18 protein-coding genes are annotated in these 16,456 nt (G+C 72.1%); 3 read left to right on the top strand and 15 right to left on the bottom strand.

Features of this window, described 5'->3' with window-relative positions; all coding sequences use genetic code 11:
* Window positions 1-3: 3 nt before the first annotated feature.
* Genes FB382_RS20580 through FB382_RS20540 form a run of 9 tightly spaced genes read right to left on the bottom strand, consistent with a single transcriptional unit; the run spans window position 4 to window position 8,674 of the window.
* Window positions 4-1,554, bottom strand: coding sequence for an acyl-CoA carboxylase subunit beta (locus tag FB382_RS20580; RefSeq protein WP_182542015.1), 1,551 nt, complete (start codon window positions 1,552-1,554; stop codon window positions 4-6).
* Window positions 1,555-1,568: 14 nt separating this feature from the next.
* Window positions 1,569-2,699 (bottom strand): acyl-CoA dehydrogenase family protein, encoded by a 1,131-nt coding sequence (locus tag FB382_RS20575; RefSeq protein WP_343055705.1) that lies wholly within the window; start codon window positions 2,697-2,699, stop codon window positions 1,569-1,571.
* Window positions 2,696-4,402, bottom strand: a complete 1,707-nt coding sequence (locus tag FB382_RS20570; RefSeq protein ID WP_182541828.1) for an acyclic terpene utilization AtuA family protein — start codon at window positions 4,400-4,402, stop codon at window positions 2,696-2,698. The genes FB382_RS20575 and FB382_RS20570 overlap by 4 nt, the downstream gene beginning before the upstream one ends.
* Window positions 4,399-5,181, bottom strand: a complete 783-nt coding sequence (locus tag FB382_RS20565; protein ID WP_182541827.1) for a TIGR03084 family metal-binding protein — start codon at window positions 5,179-5,181, stop codon at window positions 4,399-4,401. The genes FB382_RS20570 and FB382_RS20565 overlap by 4 nt, the downstream gene beginning before the upstream one ends.
* A complete protein-coding gene (locus FB382_RS20560) occupies window positions 5,178-5,801 on the bottom strand; it encodes a TetR/AcrR family transcriptional regulator (protein WP_343055704.1) in 624 nt (207 codons plus the stop codon). The genes FB382_RS20565 and FB382_RS20560 overlap by 4 nt, the downstream gene beginning before the upstream one ends.
* Before the next feature lie 60 nt (window positions 5,802-5,861).
* Window positions 5,862-6,839 carry a hypothetical protein gene (locus FB382_RS20555; protein WP_182541826.1) on the bottom strand — a complete coding sequence of 326 codons (978 nt, stop codon included), beginning with the start codon at window positions 6,837-6,839 and terminating at the stop codon, window positions 5,862-5,864.
* Window positions 6,833-7,387, bottom strand: coding sequence for a YbaB/EbfC family nucleoid-associated protein (locus FB382_RS20550; RefSeq protein WP_182541825.1), 555 nt, complete (start codon window positions 7,385-7,387; stop codon window positions 6,833-6,835). The genes FB382_RS20555 and FB382_RS20550 overlap by 7 nt, the downstream gene beginning before the upstream one ends.
* Window positions 7,380-8,324: a hypothetical protein gene (locus tag FB382_RS20545; RefSeq protein ID WP_182541824.1), complete on the bottom strand. Its 945-nt coding sequence runs from the start codon at window positions 8,322-8,324 to the stop codon at window positions 7,380-7,382. The genes FB382_RS20550 and FB382_RS20545 overlap by 8 nt, the downstream gene beginning before the upstream one ends.
* A complete protein-coding gene (locus FB382_RS20540; RefSeq protein WP_182541823.1) occupies window positions 8,324-8,674 on the bottom strand; it encodes a hypothetical protein in 351 nt (116 codons plus the stop codon). The genes FB382_RS20545 and FB382_RS20540 overlap by 1 nt, the downstream gene beginning before the upstream one ends.
* Before the next feature lie 240 nt (window positions 8,675-8,914).
* On the opposite strand from FB382_RS20540, the gene FB382_RS20535 reads away from it, so the two are divergent.
* Window positions 8,915-9,499: an RDD family protein gene (locus FB382_RS20535; protein WP_182541822.1), complete on the top strand. Its 585-nt coding sequence runs from the start codon at window positions 8,915-8,917 to the stop codon at window positions 9,497-9,499.
* 3 nt (window positions 9,500-9,502) lie between these two features.
* Here FB382_RS20535 and FB382_RS20530 read toward each other — a convergent pair whose 3' ends face one another.
* The gene (locus tag FB382_RS20530; RefSeq protein ID WP_220481946.1) at window positions 9,503-10,840 is read right to left on the bottom strand and encodes an NAD(P)-binding domain-containing protein; all 1,338 of its coding nucleotides are present in this window, start codon (window positions 10,838-10,840) and stop codon (window positions 9,503-9,505) included.
* Window positions 10,825-11,199, bottom strand: coding sequence for a VOC family protein (locus tag FB382_RS20525; RefSeq protein WP_182541821.1), 375 nt, complete (start codon window positions 11,197-11,199; stop codon window positions 10,825-10,827). The genes FB382_RS20530 and FB382_RS20525 overlap by 16 nt, the downstream gene beginning before the upstream one ends.
* Before the next feature lie 30 nt (window positions 11,200-11,229).
* Here FB382_RS20525 and FB382_RS20520 point away from each other — a divergent pair, with 30 nt between their 5' ends.
* Complete coding sequence (locus FB382_RS20520) at window positions 11,230-11,991, top strand: SDR family oxidoreductase (protein WP_182541820.1); 762 nt, start codon at window positions 11,230-11,232, stop codon at window positions 11,989-11,991.
* A gap of 9 nt (window positions 11,992-12,000) precedes the next feature.
* Here the strand turns inward: FB382_RS20520 and FB382_RS20515 are convergent, their stop codons facing one another.
* From FB382_RS20515 to FB382_RS20500, 4 genes are read right to left on the bottom strand one after another with little or no spacing between them, the layout of a single operon-like run.
* Window positions 12,001-12,687: a histidine phosphatase family protein gene (locus tag FB382_RS20515; RefSeq protein ID WP_182541819.1), complete on the bottom strand. Its 687-nt coding sequence runs from the start codon at window positions 12,685-12,687 to the stop codon at window positions 12,001-12,003.
* Window positions 12,687-13,817: a phosphotransferase gene (locus FB382_RS20510; protein WP_182541818.1), complete on the bottom strand. Its 1,131-nt coding sequence runs from the start codon at window positions 13,815-13,817 to the stop codon at window positions 12,687-12,689. Before FB382_RS20510 ends, FB382_RS20515 begins: the two co-directional genes overlap by 1 nt.
* A complete protein-coding gene (locus tag FB382_RS20505) occupies window positions 13,818-14,573 on the bottom strand; it encodes an SDR family NAD(P)-dependent oxidoreductase (RefSeq protein ID WP_182541817.1) in 756 nt (251 codons plus the stop codon).
* Complete coding sequence (locus FB382_RS20500) at window positions 14,570-15,826, bottom strand: acyl-CoA dehydrogenase family protein (protein ID WP_182541816.1); 1,257 nt, start codon at window positions 15,824-15,826, stop codon at window positions 14,570-14,572. The genes FB382_RS20505 and FB382_RS20500 overlap by 4 nt, the downstream gene beginning before the upstream one ends.
* Before the next feature lie 24 nt (window positions 15,827-15,850).
* On the opposite strand from FB382_RS20500, the gene FB382_RS20495 reads away from it, so the two are divergent.
* Complete coding sequence (locus tag FB382_RS20495) at window positions 15,851-16,393, top strand: hypothetical protein (RefSeq protein WP_182541815.1); 543 nt, start codon at window positions 15,851-15,853, stop codon at window positions 16,391-16,393.
* Window positions 16,394-16,456 lie beyond the last annotated feature (63 nt).

Raw genomic sequence — 16,456 nt, 5'->3', positions numbered from 1 at the left:
CCATCACATCCTGAAGACGCCGAAGCGGTCGGTGCCGCTGAACGCCTCGTTGTCGATCACGGACAGGCAGATGCCCAGGACGGTGCGGGTGTCCCGCGGGTCGATGACGCCGTCGTCGTAGAGCATCCCGGAGAGGAAGAACGGCAGGCTCTGCTCCTCCACCGACGCCTCGATGAAGGCGCGCATGCCGGCGTCGGCCTCCTCGTCGTACTCCTTGCCGCGCCCCTCCGCCGCCGCGCGGGCGACGATCGACAGCACGCCGGCGAGCTGGGCCGGGCCCATGACCGCGGACTTGGCGGAGGGCCAGGTGAAGAGGAAGCGCGGGTCGTAGGCGCGGCCGTTCATGCCGTAGTTGCCGGCGCCGTACGACGCGCCCATGATCACCGTCAGGTGCGGGACCGTGGAGTTGCTGATCGCGTTGATCATCATCGCGCCGTGCTTGATGATGCCGCCCTGCTCGTACTCCTTGCCGACCATGTAGCCGGTCGTGTTGTGCAGGAAGAGCAGCGGGGTGTCGGTCTGGTTGGCCAGCTGGACGAACTGCGTCGCCTTCTGGGCCTCCTCGCTGAACAGCACGCCCTGGGCGTTGGCGAGGATCCCGACCGGGCGGCCGTGGATCTTCGCCCAGCCGGTGACCAGCGACGTGCCGTAGAGCGGCTTGAACTCGTCGAAGACCGCGCCGTTGGTCGGGCTCACGCCGTCACAGATCCGGGCGATCACCTCGCGCGGGTCGAACGGCTCCTTGAGGTCGGTGGGGATCAGGTCGAGCAGGCCGTCGGGGTCGGCGTCCGGCTCCGCGAAGGAGGTCGGCTCAGCAGCCGCCTTGCGCCAGTTGAGCCGGGCGACGATCCGCCGGCCGATCCGGATGGCGTCGTGCTCGTCCTCGGCGAGGTAGTCGGCCAGCCCGGAGGTCCGGGCGTGCATCTCGGCGCCGCCGAGCGACTCGTCGTCGGACTCCTCGCCGGTGGCCATCTTCACCAGGGGCGGGCCGCCGAGGAAGACCTTGGCCTGCTCCTTGACCATCACGGTGTAGTCGCTCATGCCGGGCACGTAGGCGCCGCCGGCGGTCGAGTTGCCGAAGACCAGCGCGACGGTCGGCTTCTTGGCGGCGCTCGAGCGGGTGATGTCGCGGAAGAGCTTGCCTCCGGGGATGAAGATCTCCTTCTGGGTGGGGAGATCGGCGCCGCCGGACTCGACGAGCGCGACCGTCGGGAGGCCGTTCTCCTCGGCGATCTGGCTGGCCCGGAAGATCTTGCGCACGGTCCACGGGTTGCTCGCGCCGCCCTTCACCGACGGGTCGTTGGCGGTGATCATGCACTCCACGCCCTCGATCACGCCGATGCCGGTGACGACGCTGGCGCCGACGGTGAAGTCCGAGCCCCAGCCGGCCAGCGGGCTCAGCTCGAGGAACGCGCTGCCGGGGTCGACGAGCAGCTCGATCCGCTCGCGGGGCATCAGCTTGCCGCGCGCGCGGTGGCGGTCGACGTACTTCTCACCGCCGCCGGCCACCGCCTTCGCGTGCTCGGCGTCGAGGTCGGCGAGCTTCTCGAGCATCGCTTCCCTGTTGGTCACGACGCGTATCCCAACAACTTGGCGGCCAGGTCGGTCAGCACCTCGGTCGCACCTCCTCCGATCGGCAGGATCCGGGCGTCGCGGTAGTGCCGCTCGACCTCGGTCCCGTGCATGTATCCCGTCCCGCCGTGCAGCTGGACGGCTTCGTTGCAGACGTACGTCGCGGCGTCGCAGGCGGTCTGCTTGGCCAGGCACGCCTCGGCGATCACGTTCTCTCCCCCGACGTGGCGGGCGGCGATCTCGCGCGTGTAGGTGCGGGCCACCTCCACCTGCCGGCGCATCTCGACGAGCTTGTGGCGCACGACCTGGTTGGCGATGAGCGGCTTGCCGAAGGTCTCGCGCTCCCGGCAGTACGCCGCGGTGAGCTCGAGCGAGCGGGCCGCGATGCCGTAGGCGTGCACGGCCAGGCCGATCCGCTCGACGACGAACTGCTCGGCGATCTGGTAGAAGCCGGCGTTCTCCTCGCCGACCAGGTTGGCGACCGGGACGCGCACGTCGACGTAGGACAGCTCGGCGGTGTCGGAGCAGTGCCAGCCCATCTTGGACAGGGCCCGGTCGGCGGTGAAGCCGGGCGTGCCCTTCTCGACGACGAGCAGGCTCACCCCGCCGTGCCCGGGCCCGCCGGTGCGGACGGCCGTGGTGACGAAGTCGGCGCGGATGCCGCTGGTGATGAAGGTCTTGGCGCCGTTGACGACGTAGACGTCCCCGTCGCGCACGGCGGTCGTGCGGATCCCGGCCACGTCGGACCCGCCACCCGGCTCGGTGACGGCGAGCGAGCCGATCGTCTCGCCGGCCAGCGTCGGACGGACGAACCGGTCGACCAGGTCGGCGTTGCCGGACGCCGCCCAGTCACTGACCATGTGCGGGAGCGCGATGCCGCCGGTGAACAGCGCCGCCATCAGCCCGCTGGACGCACCGGCCCCGAACATCCCCTCCTGCAGGTCGACCGAGTCGAGCAGGTCGCCGCCCTCGCCGCCGACGGACTCGGGGAAGGAGACGCCGAGCAGTCCCTGCTTCGCGGCCGCGAGGTGGAGGGCGCGCGGGACCTCCCCGGCGTCCTCCCACTCCTGGAGGTGCGGCGCCACCTCGCGCCGGGTGAACTCGGCCGCGATCTCACGCACGTTCACAGCAGCGCCTCCTGGATGTGCACCGGGCGCGACCGGACCCACTCGCCGAGCCCCTTGGCCTGCGGGTCGAAGCGGGTCGACGCCGCGACGCCCTGCCCGAGCAGCCCGCGGATCAGCACGTTGACCGCGCCGAGGTTGGGCAGCACGTAGACCTCGATCTCGAGGTCCGCCGCCTCGGGGACCAGCTCGCGCACCTTCTTGGGGGTGATCAGCTTGGTCAGCCAGGTGACGCGCGCGTCGTACTTGTCCGACCCGTCGTGGGTGACCCAGAGCCCCAGGTTGGCGTCACCGCCCTTGTCGCCGGACCGGGCGTGGACGAAGGTGCCGAGCGGCATCCGCCGGTTGAGGAGGTCGGCGGGCGCGGGGTAGGGCGAGGGCCGCAGCCCCTCGACCGGGTCCGGCTCGCTGAAGTCGGTGGGGTCGGCGACGGTCTCGCGGGTGCCGTCGGCGTGCACCACGGTGTGCGTGACCTGCCCGCGGTCGACGTACTCCGGGCGGTAGACGCCGTAGGGCGTGGGCGCGCTGGGCGGGGCGGTCATCGTGAAGCCGGGGTACGACGCGAGCGCCAGCTCGATCGCCGGGCCGGTGAACGCCTTGCCGACCGGGTCGGGCGAGGCGTCCATGACGGTGCAGCGCAGCAGGCAGGACGCGCCCTCCTCGGTGTCGGCGTCCGCCGGCGGGAGGGCGGTACGGGTCCAGCTGACGGTGGCGGCCGTGAGCTGCGGGGTGAGCTGCTCGCGCACCCAGTCGGCCTTCGCCTCGATCTCGAGGCCGGTCAGCACGAACTCCGCGGTGTTGCGGAAGCCGCCGAGCTCGTTGACGCAGACCTTGAGCCGGGCGGGCGGCGGGCTGCCGACGACCCCGGAGACCGCCACCCGGTCGGTGTCCTGCTGCTCGAGCAGGATCGAGTCGAGGTGGGTGGTCACGTCGGGGCCGAGGTAGCGGGTCGACTGGATCTCGTAGACCAGCTGCGCGGTCACGGTGTCGACGGTGACGGCGCCGCCGGTGCCGGGGTGCTTGGTGACCACGAACGACCCGTCCGCACCGATCTCGGCCAGCGGGAAGCCGAGCGGCTTGCCGTCGTGGGGCAGCGAGCGGAAGCCCGAGAAGTTGCCGCCGGTGGCCTGGGTGCCGCACTCGAGGACGTGGCCGGCGACGACCGCGCCGGCAAGCCGGTCGTGGTCCTTCGGGGACCAGCCGAAGCGCGCGATCGCCGAGCCCACGACGAGGGAGGCGTCCGTGACGCGGCCGGTGACCACGACGTCGGCGCCCTGCTCCAGCGCCCGGGCGATGCCGAAGCCCCCGAGGTAGGCGTTGGCGGTGAGCGCGCCCTCCCACAGGCCCAACGGGCGCAGGTCGTCGCCCTCGACGTGCGCGACCTTCGCGTCCACGCCGAGGCCGGTCGCGACCTCGCGGAGGCGGTCGGCGAGCCCGGCGGGGTTGAGGCCGCCCGCGTTGGCGACGATCTTGACGCCGCGCTCGAGCGCGAGGCCGAGGCAGTCCTCGGCCTGGCGGACGAAGGTGCGGGCGTAGCCGAGGCTCGGGTCCTTCATCGTGTCCTTGCCGAGGATCAGCATGGTCAGCTCGGCGAGGTAGTCGCCGGTCAGCACGTCCAACGGGCCGCCCTCGAGCATCTCGCGCATCGCCGAGAGACGGTCGCCGTAGAAGCCGGAGCAGTTGCCGACGCGCAGGACCTCGCTCATCGGGGCGCTCGTCCCTCGCCCGCGGGGCCGGCGAACGCCTGCGCGATCGTCAGCCACTTCTCGGCGTCGTCGCCGACGGCGACGAGGTCGGTGTCGTCGCGGTGCACGCGCTGGGTCACCAGCAGGCAGAAGTCGTACGCCGATCCGCGCACCGACTGGGCCGCCTCCTCGGGGCCCCACGTCCAGATCTCGCCGCTCGGCGCCTTCAGCTCGATCCGGAACTCCTCGGTGGGCGGCTCGAGCTGGTGGACCGTGAACGCGAACCCGCGGGTCCGCACCCCGAGGTGGGCGACGTTCCGGATCCGGTCGGTCGGCTCGGGCACGCAGTCGAGCGCCTCGTAGACGTCGAGGGAGTGCGCCCACGTCTCCATGAACCGCGCGGTGACCATCGAGGCCGGGCTCATCGGCGGACCGAACCACGGCATCTTCTCGCCGGCCGGGAAGCCGCGCAGGGCGTCGGTGAGCGCCGTACGCGCCTTTCCCCAGCGGGCCAGCAGGGCCGGGGGCGAGAGCCGGGCGACCTCGAGGGCGGCGGTGTCGACGAAGCCCGTCGGGTCCTCCATCGCCTGCAGCACCACCGCGTCCCACCCGGCCTTGTCGGTGGCCGCGAGCGTGGCCACCTCGTCGGTCCACAGCAGGTGAGCGACCTGGGTGGCGACGTCCCAGCCGGCGGCCGGGGTGGGGGTGCGCCACGCGGCCTCGTCGAGGCCGGCGACGGCGTTCCAGAGCTGGTCGCCCTCGGCCTTGAGGTCGGCGAGCAGGTCGTCGAGCAGGGTCATGCGGTCTCCGTCGTGGTCTGGTGGTGGATCTGTTGGTCGAGCACGTCGGCCCAGCGGTCGAGGATCCGGCCCCGGCGGCGACCGTCGTCGGTGATGGTGTCGGCCAGCCCGAGCCCGCGGACGAGGTCGAGGGTGGCCTGGACGAGCTCGCGTACGCCGGGCTGCTGCTCGTCCGCGCCCAGCGCCTCGACCGTGAGGCGGTGGGTCTCGCGGCCGACCCGCTGCTCGAGGGGCCCGACCGCGGCGAGCAGCTGCTCGTCGGTGCGGGCCGCGACCCAGAGCTCGAGCGCGGCGGTGAAGACCGGCGAGGAGAAGTGGTCGCCCAGGACCCGCAGCACGGCGCGGCTGCGGCCCTTGCCGCGCGGCAGCCCCGACAGCGCCTCGGCGAGCTCGGCGCCCCGCAGCACCGTGAGGTGCTCGACAGCGGCGACGACGAGGTCGTTGCGGGTCGGGAAGTGGTGCAGCTGGGCGCCCCGGCTGACACCCGCCCGCTCGGAGACCACCGTGGTCGTGGTGCCGGAGAAGCCGCGCTCGACGAGCACCTCGACCGTGGCCTCGAGCAGCCGCAGCCGCATGGCACGACTCCGGTCGGCCTGGGGCACCCGGGTGGTCGTCGTCACCCGGCCATCGTGGCCGCCAAGAAACAAACAGTCAAGCCTGACTGTTTGTTCGTGGACAGGTCAGCCGACCCGCACCCGACGAGAGACGACGACCTCCTCCGGGTCCCGCCCGCCCGACCTCGTGGCGCGGAACGCCACGGCGAGATCGACGGTCGGGCTCGCCGTGGCGAGCACCAGCACGCCCCCGACGCTGGTCGGGCCGTAGCCGACGTGCTCGAGACCGGCGGCGTCGGCGCGCCCCTCGGGCGTCGACGCGGTGTCGACCTCCCACGCGTCACCGCCGCTGGTGAGCCCGGTGACCTCGAGCCGCTCGACGCCCACGACCAGCCAGGTCGCCCCCTCGGCGGCCCAGCCCTTCCCGGGCCAGTAGGGCGTGCGACCCGCGTAGGAAAGGTCGCAGGAGACCTCGGCGCTGGCGGCCGGACGCACTGACCACCCCTCACCGCAGGCCGGGGCGGCGGGGCGCTGGGTCGGCAGGTCGGCGAGCGCCGCCGCGGGTCCCGTCGGGTCCTGCCCGGGGGTCGCGGTCTGGTCGCGGCCGTCATAGGTCACCGACACCGACACGTCGGTGGGGTCGGTGCCGTCGGGCACGGCGACGTAGGCCATGTGGTCGGGCTGCATCGCGATCGCGCGCCCGTCGGTGCGGTAGGGCGAGGGCAGGTCACGGGTCTGGTCGCCGACGTGCAGGACCAGCGTGGCCTCCACCGGCGCGGTCGCGAGCTGACCGCCCCACGGCTGGCCCTGGAGGTCCAGCGCCGTCTCGACGGGCAGCAGCTCCGAGCCGCCGGGGGCCGCGTGGTTCTGGGCGTCGCGCGCGTCGGAGCCCGCCACCGTGTCGACCGGGTCGCCGACCGTCACGGTGAGCGTGCCCACCGGCAGCACGAACGACGCCTGCTCGCCGTCGACCGTCGCGAGCCCGCTCAGCACCGCGTCGTCGGCCACGGTGCGGTCGCCGCAGGCCACCAGCACCGAGGCGGTCAGGGCCGCGGTCGCAAGCACGGCCGCGCGCCGGCGCACGATCCCCCTGGGGGTCACCACGACATCGCCCTCGCTGGGCGGTTGCGCAGGTAGACCTCGGCGTGCAGCTCTTGCCACCCGCGGTTGTGCGCGGCCAGGCAGTCCAGGGCTGCCCGCGCGGCCACGGAGGCGAACGCCGGCGCGTCGAGCTCGCGGAGCACCGCCGGGTCGATCGTGACCGCGAACTGCGAGAGCCCCACCATGGTCAGCACCACGCGGCCGCCGTCGGCGCTGCCCTCGGCGTGGACGTCCTGCAGCCGGTCGAGGTACTCCGCCTGCTCCGGGCTCGCCGGCACGGTCGCCGGGCGCATCTCCCGTCCGGCCAGCCGGCTCCAGGTCCGGTAGTAGGCGCGGGTGCGCTCCACGTAGGCCAGTCGTGCGGTGCGGGCCAGCTCGGACTCCAGGGCGTCGACCGGCACCGTGGCGTACCAGGTCGGGTCGACCCACAGGGTGAGCGCGTGGTCGCCGCGCAGCGTGACCCGCACGCGGCCGTTGGGCGACTCGACCTCGACCTCGGTCCGCTCCCACTCCTGCTCCATCGGCGTGGCCGGCGCCAGCGGCTCAGGCATCGTGCCCCGCCATGGTCTGGTCGTTGACCGGGTGGTGCTTGGCGTCGGTGATCGCCGGCTCCGGCAGGCAGAAGACCCGCCAGTTGTCGTCGAGCGCCGAGCACGAGCCGTTCATGGCGTTCACGATCTCCTGCTCACCGGTGACGATGTGCTCCTTGATCCGGGTCAGCGCCTTCTGGAGGCTGGAGATGACCTTGTCGGAGGAGCCGCCGTCGAGGCCGAGCTCGTCGGGTCCGCTGCCGCCGGAGGCCGCGCTGATCCCGGTCGCCGCGATCGACAGGCCGGCGGCCACCGCCGGGATCGCGATGGCCGAGGCGCCGCCCGTCACCGGGACGGCGATGACCGCCGCCGCGATGGAGAGGACCGCGGCCCAGTCGTTGCCGCCCTTGTTGCCGGCCTCCTTCATCACCTCGATCGCGTCCTGGGAGAGGCGGTCGAGGTCGTCCCGCACACCCGCCCAGACGGCGGCCTCCGCGTTGATCGCGTTGCGGAGCACCGACACCGCGGCGTACTGCGAGGAGGCCGTCGGCTCGAACGCGTCGGCGAAGTTGCGGTTGTAGGTGAACGCCGCGTCGCCGGTCCAGCTGTCCAGCAGGTCGCCGCTGGAGCCGATCTTGGAGAGGTTGGGGTTGTGGCCGGACACGGACTGGGAGTTGGTGACCGGGTCGTTCGTCTGGCCCTCGGTGGCGAGCTTGCCCATCGCCGAGGCGAGCGACTGGACCTGACCGGCGAAGTCCTCGGGGGCGGGGATGTCGAGGAAGTCGTCGTAGATGCTCTCGACGCCCTCCATGTACTTCTCGGCCGCTGCGTAGAGGCTGCTGTAGCCGCCGCCCTGGCCACCGGCGCCGAAGCGGGTCATCTCCCGGTAGGCGGCGTCGATGCCGGCCTGCTTGAGCTCGGCCGCCCGGCCCGGCAGCTGCCCGACGTCGAACGTCATCACGCACCTCCCGCAGCCTGGAGCGCGGCCCGCCTGCGGTTGAACTCCGCCTCGCAGGACTCATCGGTCCGGCGGTACTCGTCGGCGACCCAGCACAGGGCCTTGCCCACCTCGGTCAGCGCGATGTTGGTGTCGAGGAGCATCTTGTTGATGCGGTCCTCGAAGGCGTCGATGCTCGCCCCGGGGTCGACGCCGAGACCGCCGCCCCGTCGGCACGACCCCGAGGTCGATGACGGCGTCGCTGCCCAGGCGACCCAGTAGTCGTCGGCGACCTGTGGCAGGTCGTGGTTTCCGGCGTACCAGAGCGCACCGAGATCCGCGCCGAGCTCCTGTCCGTGCTTGCCAGCCATGTGTGTCCCCCTTGGTGTCGCGGGTCTCCTTCCTCATCCGGACCCTGTTGAAACCCAGGTTCAGGCCAGCCGCTTCGGGCCAGGTGGTGCGAGAGGGCGGCGGAGCCCGGCGCATCCTGCCGATTTCCTGCCCGCGACACGTTTCCCCCTCACGTCACGGGGCATGACCCGAGCCACACGCGTCACTACGGTGACGTCCACGAGCGCCCGGTCCGGGCGCCACTCTCGAGGGGGAACCACATGTCCGACTACGGCACCCCGCCGCAGGACCCCACCCAGCCCAACCCGTACGGCGAGCCGCCGGCCCAGACCAACCCCTACAGCCAGCAGCCGGCGTACGGCCAGCCCGCCTACGGCCAGCAGCCCGGCTACGGCATGCCCGCGGCCCCGGCCTACGACTACGCCGGCTGGCCCAAGCGCGTCGGCGCCTACGTGATCGACGCCCTGATCCTGCTGATCGCCTACATCCCGGCCTACGTCGGCACGGCGATCAACGCGAACAGCGCCGACGGCGCCACGGCCGCGGGCCTGCTGCTCACCCTGGTCGGGATCATGCTCTACATCGGCGTCTTCGTGTGGAACACCTGCATGAAGGCCGGCCGCACGGGCTACTCCATCGGCAAGGGCGTCCTCGGCATCAAGCTCGTCAACGAGGGCACGGGCCAGCCGATCGGCGCCGGCATGGCGTTCGTCCGCCAGCTCGCGCACATCATCGACGCGCTCCCCTGCTACCTCGGCTTCCTGTGGCCGCTGTGGGACTCCAAGCGCCAGACCTTCGCCGACAAGATCCTCAAGACCGTCGTGGTCAACCAGCCGAAGGGCTGATCGCTAGGAGCGGCGTCGCTCCTTGCGCTCCTTCTCCAGCTCGGCGCGGTAGGTGTGCGCGTCGACCTGGATGGTGTGGCGCTTGGAGGCGACGTAGCGCTTGCGGATCGCCTCGTCGTACGACGCGATCTGGGCGCGCATCTCGGCCACGGGCGGCAGGTGCACCTCGCCGGCGATCAGGTCGGCGACCCAGTGCGCCTGCTGTTCGGCCAGCGGCATCACCGCGCCGAGCGGCTGGATGAGGCCCACGAAGTAGAGCCCGGGGTGGTCCGGCGAGACCACCCGCCGGTAGAGGTCGACGTGGTTGTCCCGGGCCCGGACCACGGTGTCGTCGAGGAACGGGAACGTGACCTTGTAGCCCGTGCAGTAGACGACCACGTCGGCCTCGACCGCGGTGCCGTCGGTGAAGAACACCTTCGAGCCCTCGAAGCGGTCGATGTTGGGCTTGACGGCGATGTCGCCGTGCCCGAGCCGGCTCAGCAGGTCGTCGCTGATCGTCGGGTGCGCCTCGAGCACGTCGTGGTCGGGCTGCGGCAGGCCGTAGTCGGTCATCCTGCCGACCGCCAGCCGCAGCATCGCCTTCATGCCGGCCTTCTGGACCGCCAGCGGACCGCGCGCCAGGGGCGAGTTGGTGAGGTGGTCGGTGGGGACGCCGAAGAGGTACTTCGGCAGCACGTAGGCGCCCCGCCGCATGGCGAGCCAGGTCTCGCGGGCCACCCGGGAGGACTCGACCGCGATGTCGGTGGCGGAGTTGCCGATGCCGAGCACCACGACCCGCTTGTCCTCGAAGAGGTCCGGGGTCCGGTAGTAGTGCGCGTGGACCTGCTCGCCGGGGAACGTCTCGGCGCCGGGGAAGCCCGGCTCGGGCCAGCGCGGGTCCCAGTGGTGGCCGTTGGCCACGATCACGTGGTCGTAGTGGCGGGTCTCGGACTCGCGGGCGGTGTCGCGGTGTCGCACGGTGACGTCGTAGCCGCCGCCCCCGGTGGTCGAGCCTGCCGAGACCTTCACGACCTCGGTGCGGAACGTGATCCGCTCGCGCAGCCCGAAGGCGTCGACGAAGTCGTCGAAGTACGTCGCGATCTGCCAGTGGCTCGGGTAGTCGGGGTAGGTCTCGGGCATCGGGAAGGCGGCGTACTCCATCGCGGTCCGCGAGGTGTTGATGTGCAGCGACCGGTAGGCCGAGCTGACGCCGTTGTCGTTGCCGTAGCGCCAGTTGCCGCCGACGCCGGAGCCCATCTCGAAGCAGTCGAAGTCGATGCCGCGTGCGGCCAGGACCTGGGCGGCGGTGATGCCGGACGAGCCGGCGCCGATGATGCAGGCGCGGGTCACGCCGACTGCCACAGGCCCATGCTGTTGCCCTCGACGTCCTTGAAGTAGGCAGCCCACCCCATGTCGCCGACCTGCTGGCGGCCGAGCAGCGTCTGTCCGCCGAGCTCCTCGATCCTGGCCAGCGACGCGTCGATGTCCTCGACGTCGATGACGACGATCGGGCTCTCGTTGGGGCTCTCGCGACGCAGCATTCCGCCGTTGATGAAGCCGGGCTCGGTGGCGCCCTGGTCACCCGTCGGCCCCGTGGTCACCAGCGTGTAGGACATCTCCGGCATGTCGATGAGGTTCCAGCCGAAGACCTCGCGGTAGAACGCCTGCGCGCGCCCCGCCTCGTCGAAGGGAATCTCGAAGTGCACGACCCGTCCGCTCATGCCATCGGACACTACGCGAGACTCCCGGGCATGAGCAGAGGTACAGCGAAGACCGTCCTGATCACCGGCGCCTCCAGCGGACTGGGCGCCGAGATGGCCCGCCAGTTCGCGGCGCTCGGCCACGACCTCGCGCTCTGCGCGCGACGTCTCGACCGCCTCGAGGAGCTCCGCGCCGAGATCCTGGCCGCCCATCCGGACCGCCGCGTCGAGATCCGCGCGCTCGACGTGACCGACGACGACCAGGTCTTCGAGGTCTTCCGCGGCTTCGCCTCCGACTTCGGCAGCATCGACCGGGTCGTCATCAACGCCGGGCTCGGCAAGGGCGCACCGCTCGGCACCGGCGGCTACGCCGCCAACCGCGAGACCGCGATGACCAACTTCGTCGCCGCACTCGCGCAGAGCGAGGCCGCGATGGAGATCTTCCGCGCCCAGGACGCCGGACACTTCGTGATGATCTCGTCGATGTCGGCCATGCGCGGGCTGCCCAGGACGATGACGACGTACGCCGCCACCAAGGCCGGGGTCGCCCACCTCGCCGAGGGCCTGCGCAACGAGCTGCACGGCACGCCCATCAAGGTCACCGTGCTCTACCCCGGCTACATCGCCTCGGAGATGAACGAGAAGGTCGCCCAGAGCACGCCGATGATGGCGAGCACCGAGAAGGGCGTGCGGGCGATGGTCGACGCCATCGAGAAGGAGAAGGACTCGGCCTGCGTGCCCGCGCTCCCCTGGGCGCCGCTGTCGCTGGTGATGAAGCATGCGCCGCTGCCGGTCTTCAAGAAGCTGATGTAGCCGGGCGCCTCAGCGGTAGGTCAGCAGGTCGCCGTCGAGGTGGCTGTGCTCGTTGAACGTCAGCAGCCGCGGACCGGTCGAGCCGACCACCACCCGCGTCACCGACGTGTTGACGACGACGGTGTTGAAGCGGCCCCACAGCTCCCACACCAGGGCCGGGTCGGCGGCGTCGGGTGCGACGAGCGAGCCGCAGGCGGTCGCGATCGGGCCGCCCGAGCTGACCACCACCACGGTCGATCCGGACCCGGCCAGCGCGGTCGCACGGTCGACGGCCCCCGCGACGCGGCCGCGGAACGCCGGGAACGACTCGGGGTAGTCCTCGTCGTGGTCGCCGCCGGTCCAGCGCTGGGTGGCCCGCTCGAAGACCTGCTGGAACTCCCGGCGGTCGAGCTCGTGGTCGGGGGCGGCGTTCTCGGGGAGCGCGAGGTAGGCCGAGACCACGCCGAGGTGGTCGAACTCGTTCCAGCCCGGGTCCGCCTCCACCGCGGACGGCCAGCCTGCGCCCTCGGCCATCCCCTCCGCGGTCTCCCGGTGCCGGCGCATGTCGCCGCGCAGGACCACGTCGGGCTTCACGCCGCGCGCCGCCAGCCACCGGCCGAGCACCCGCGACTGCTCCCAGCCGGTCTCGGACAGCACGTCGTAGTCGTCGGCGCCGAAGGAGGCCTGACCGTGCCGGACGAGCAGGACCATCCCCATCAGGGCGCTCCGTCGGTCGAGCCTGCCGAGACCAGGCGGCGGCAGCGCTGCTCGAGGTAGCCGACGGCGGGGCCGAACACGGCGTACGCCTCGTTGGTGGTCTGTTTGTGGAAGTAGCGGTACCAGATCTGCTGGGCGATCACGGCCAGCCGGAACAGCCCGAAGACCTCGTAGAAGCGCCACTGAGCGGGCGTGACCGTGAAGCCCATCCGATCGCAGTAGCGCTCCACGAACTCCTGCCGGGTCCACATGCCCGGCTCGGTCGTGGGCTGGCGGCGGAACATCAGGAAGAACTCGTCGTCGTCGGCCTGCACCCAGTAGGACAGCATCCCGCCGAGGTCCATCAGCGGGTCGCCGACGGTGGCCATCTCCCAGTCCAGGACACCGATGATCCGCAACGAGCCGTCGGGCGCCAGGACCATGTTGTCGAGCCGGTAGTCGTTGTGGATCAGGGTCTGCGCGACGTCGGCGGGCTGGTGGGCCTCGAGCCAGGCCACGATGTCGGACCAGTCACCGGTGTCGTCGGTGCGGGCCTTGCCGAAGCGGTGGATCCAGCCGGAGACCTGGCGCCCGACGTACCCGTCACCGCGGCCGAGCTGCTCCAGCTCGGGCACGGACGCCACGTCGACGGAGTGCAGGTCGACCAGGACGTCGAGGGCGTGGGCGCAGAGCGTCGAGGCCTCCTCCGCGCTCATCGGCGCGGGCAGGTCGCGGCGCAGGATGGTGCCGTCGAGCTTCTCCATGACGTAGAAGTCCGACCCGATCACCGCCTCGTCCTGGCAGAACCCGACCATCCGCGGCACGTAGGGGAAGACCGGCGCCAGCGCCGACTGGATCCGGAACTCGCGACCCATGTCGTGCGCCCCGGCGGCCTTCGCACCCGTCGGTGGCCGGCGCAGGATCAGGTCTCGGGTGGGGTAGCGGAGCAAGTAGGTCAGGTTGGAGGCGCCGCCGGGGAACTGCCGTACGTCGGGCGTCCCCTCCAGGTCCTCGCGGAAGGCCGTCGCGTGCTCACGAAGCCAGGCCGCGACCGCCTCGACGTCGAACGCGTCCTCCGCCCGGACCGGCTTGGCCGGGTTGCCCTCGTCGTTGGCCGGGTTGCCGTCGTTGGTCGAGCTTGCCGAGACCACTCAGATCCCCTTCTCGAGCTTGGCGGCCTGCGCGCGCATCACCGCGTCGTACGCCGGCCGGTCGTGCAGCTTCAGGCCGTAGGCCTCGCGCGCCGGCCGGTCCGGCACGATCACCTCGTCACCCCGGTCGAGCCCCTCGAGCACCGCGGCCGCGATGTCGTCGGCCGAGATCGGCGAGTTGGCGACCAGGCCGGCGACGATCGCGCCGAGGTCCTCGTCGGCGCCGCGCAGCGAGTGCATCAGGTTGGTGCGGAAGTACGACGGGCACACGACGTGGGCGGTCACGCCGTAGGCCGCGAGCTCGTGGCCGGTCGTCTCGGTGAGCGCGACGACCGCGGCCTTGACCGCGTTGTAGGACGCCATCCCCGCCGGGTGGACGAGACCCGCGAGCGAGGCGACGTTGACGATCCGGCCGCTGCGCTGGCGCTTGAACGTCGGGACGAACGTGCGCGTGCCGCGGACCACGCCGAAGAGGTTGATGTCGGTGATCCACTCCCACTCGTCCATCGTCGCGACGTCGAGGCGGCCGCCGCCCGCGACGCCGGCGTTGTTGACCAGGACGTCGATCCCGCCCCACGTCGCCTCGACGTGGGCGAGCGCCGCGGCCCAGTCGTCGTCGGAGGTGATGTCGAGGGTCAGGTCACCGCCGGTCAGGTCCGTCCGCAGCACCTCGTCGCCGCGCGCCTCGAACGCGGCCGCCAGCGCGGCCCCCAGGCCGGACGCGGCGCCGGTGACCAGCACCCGCTGCCCCGTCATCGCCTGGCTCCGTGCTTGCCGAGCTCCAGCCGGGCGATGACGCCGCGGTGCACCTCGTCGGGCCCGTCGGCCAGCCGGAGCGCCCGGGCCTGGGTCCAGGCGCCGGCGAGCGGGAAGTCGTCGGACAGGCCCCCGCCGCCGTGCAGCTGGATGGCCAGGTCGATCACCTGCTGGGCCATGTTCGGGACGGCCACCTTGATCTGGGAGACCTCGGACAGCGCGTTGAGCGGTCCCCCGACGTCGAGCTTCCAGGCCGCGTTGAGGACGAGCAGGCGCGCGGAGTCGATGGCGATCCGGGCGTCCGCGATCCGCTCGCGGTTGCCGCCGAGGTTGGCGATCGGCTTGCCGAAGGCCGCGCGCGACAGGGCGCGGGTGCAGGCCAGCTCGAGCGCCTTCTCGGCGAGCCCGACCAGCCGCATGCAGTGGTGGATCCGGCCGGGGCCGAGCCGGCCCTGGGCGATCTCGAAGGCCATGCCGGGCCCGCTGATCACGTTGGTCAGCGGCACCCGCACGTCGGTGAAGGACACCTCGCCGTGGCCGAGCGGCTCGTCGTAGAGGCCCATCGTGTTGAGCATCCGCTCGATCTTCACGCCGGGGGTGTCGCGCGGGACCAGCACCATCGAGTGCCGGTGGTGGCGGTCGGCGTCGGGATCGGTGAGCCCCATGAACACGAAGATCCGGCAGTCCGGGTGGCCCACCCCGGTCGACCACCACTTGCGGCCGTTGATGACCATCTCGTCGCCGTCGACGATCGCGGTGGCCTCCATGTTGGTGGCGTCGGAGGACGCCACGCCGGGCTCGGTCATCGTGAACGCCGACCGGATCTTCCCGTCCAGCAGCGGCTCGAGCCACTCCGTGCGCTGCTGCTCCGAGCCGTAGCGCAGCAGCACCTCCATGTTGCCGGTGTCGGGGGCGTTGCAGTTGAGCACCAGCGGCGCGATCGCGGACCGGCCGGTGAGCTCGGCGATCGGGGCGTAGTCGACGTTGGTCAGCCCCTGGCCGCCATCGGTGCCGAAGCGGGCGGCGTACTCGCCGGCGTGCTCGGCGGGCAGGAAGAGGTTCCACAGCCCCCGCGCGCGGGCCTTCGCCTTGAGCTCCTCGAGGACCGGGAGCGGCTGCCACGGGTCGCCGCTGCGGCGCTGCTCGGCGAGGTCACGGTGGTAGCCCTCCTCGACCGGGTCGACCTCCTCGGCGATGAAGGCCGCCACGCGGGCGGTCAGGTCTGCGGCGCGTGGAGACGCGGAGAAGTCCATGCCGGGCACCCTAGTGTGAGCACCATGCGTCGTGCCCTCGCCCTCGTGGCGCTGCTGCTCGCCACCGGCTGCACCAGCGGGCACCACGACGGCCCCGACGGTCCCGACCCCGGCGCCGACCCCGACCGGGCCGCGATCCACGACGGCCTGGCCACGCTCTTCGCCGGCGACCACCCGACCGCCGCCGACCTCGCCGACGGCGACTGCTTCGCCCGCGAGCTGGTCGCCCGGGTCACCCCGGCGCAGCTGCGGGCGGCGGGCGTCCTCGACGAGTCGTACGCCGTCGTCGCGGAGCTGCCCGTCCTCGACCAGAGCGTGGGCGAGGCGTGGGTGCAGGCGCAGTTCGCGTGCGTCGACTACGTCGAGGCGGCCGCGCGGGCGGCAGTCTCGGTCAGCCACGGCGCCGTCGACCCGGGTGTGTACGCCGCGTGCCTGCGCGGTGCGCTGACCGGGGACGAGCTGCACGACGCCGTCCTCGCCACCCTCACCGGCTCGGTCGACGGCCCCGAGGTGAAGACCCTGAGCAGCGCGCAGTCGGCGTGCACCGAGCGGGCCAAGCGCCGCTGAGCAAGGGCTGGCCGGGCCAGCCCGATCGCGTCATGGACGGGCTCCCGGCCGGGCCATAGCGTC

Source organism: Nocardioides ginsengisegetis (assembly GCF_014138045.1).
GTDB lineage: Bacteria > Actinomycetota > Actinomycetes > Propionibacteriales > Nocardioidaceae > Nocardioides > Nocardioides ginsengisegetis.
This window is presented reverse-complemented; position numbering and strand designations above follow the sequence as displayed.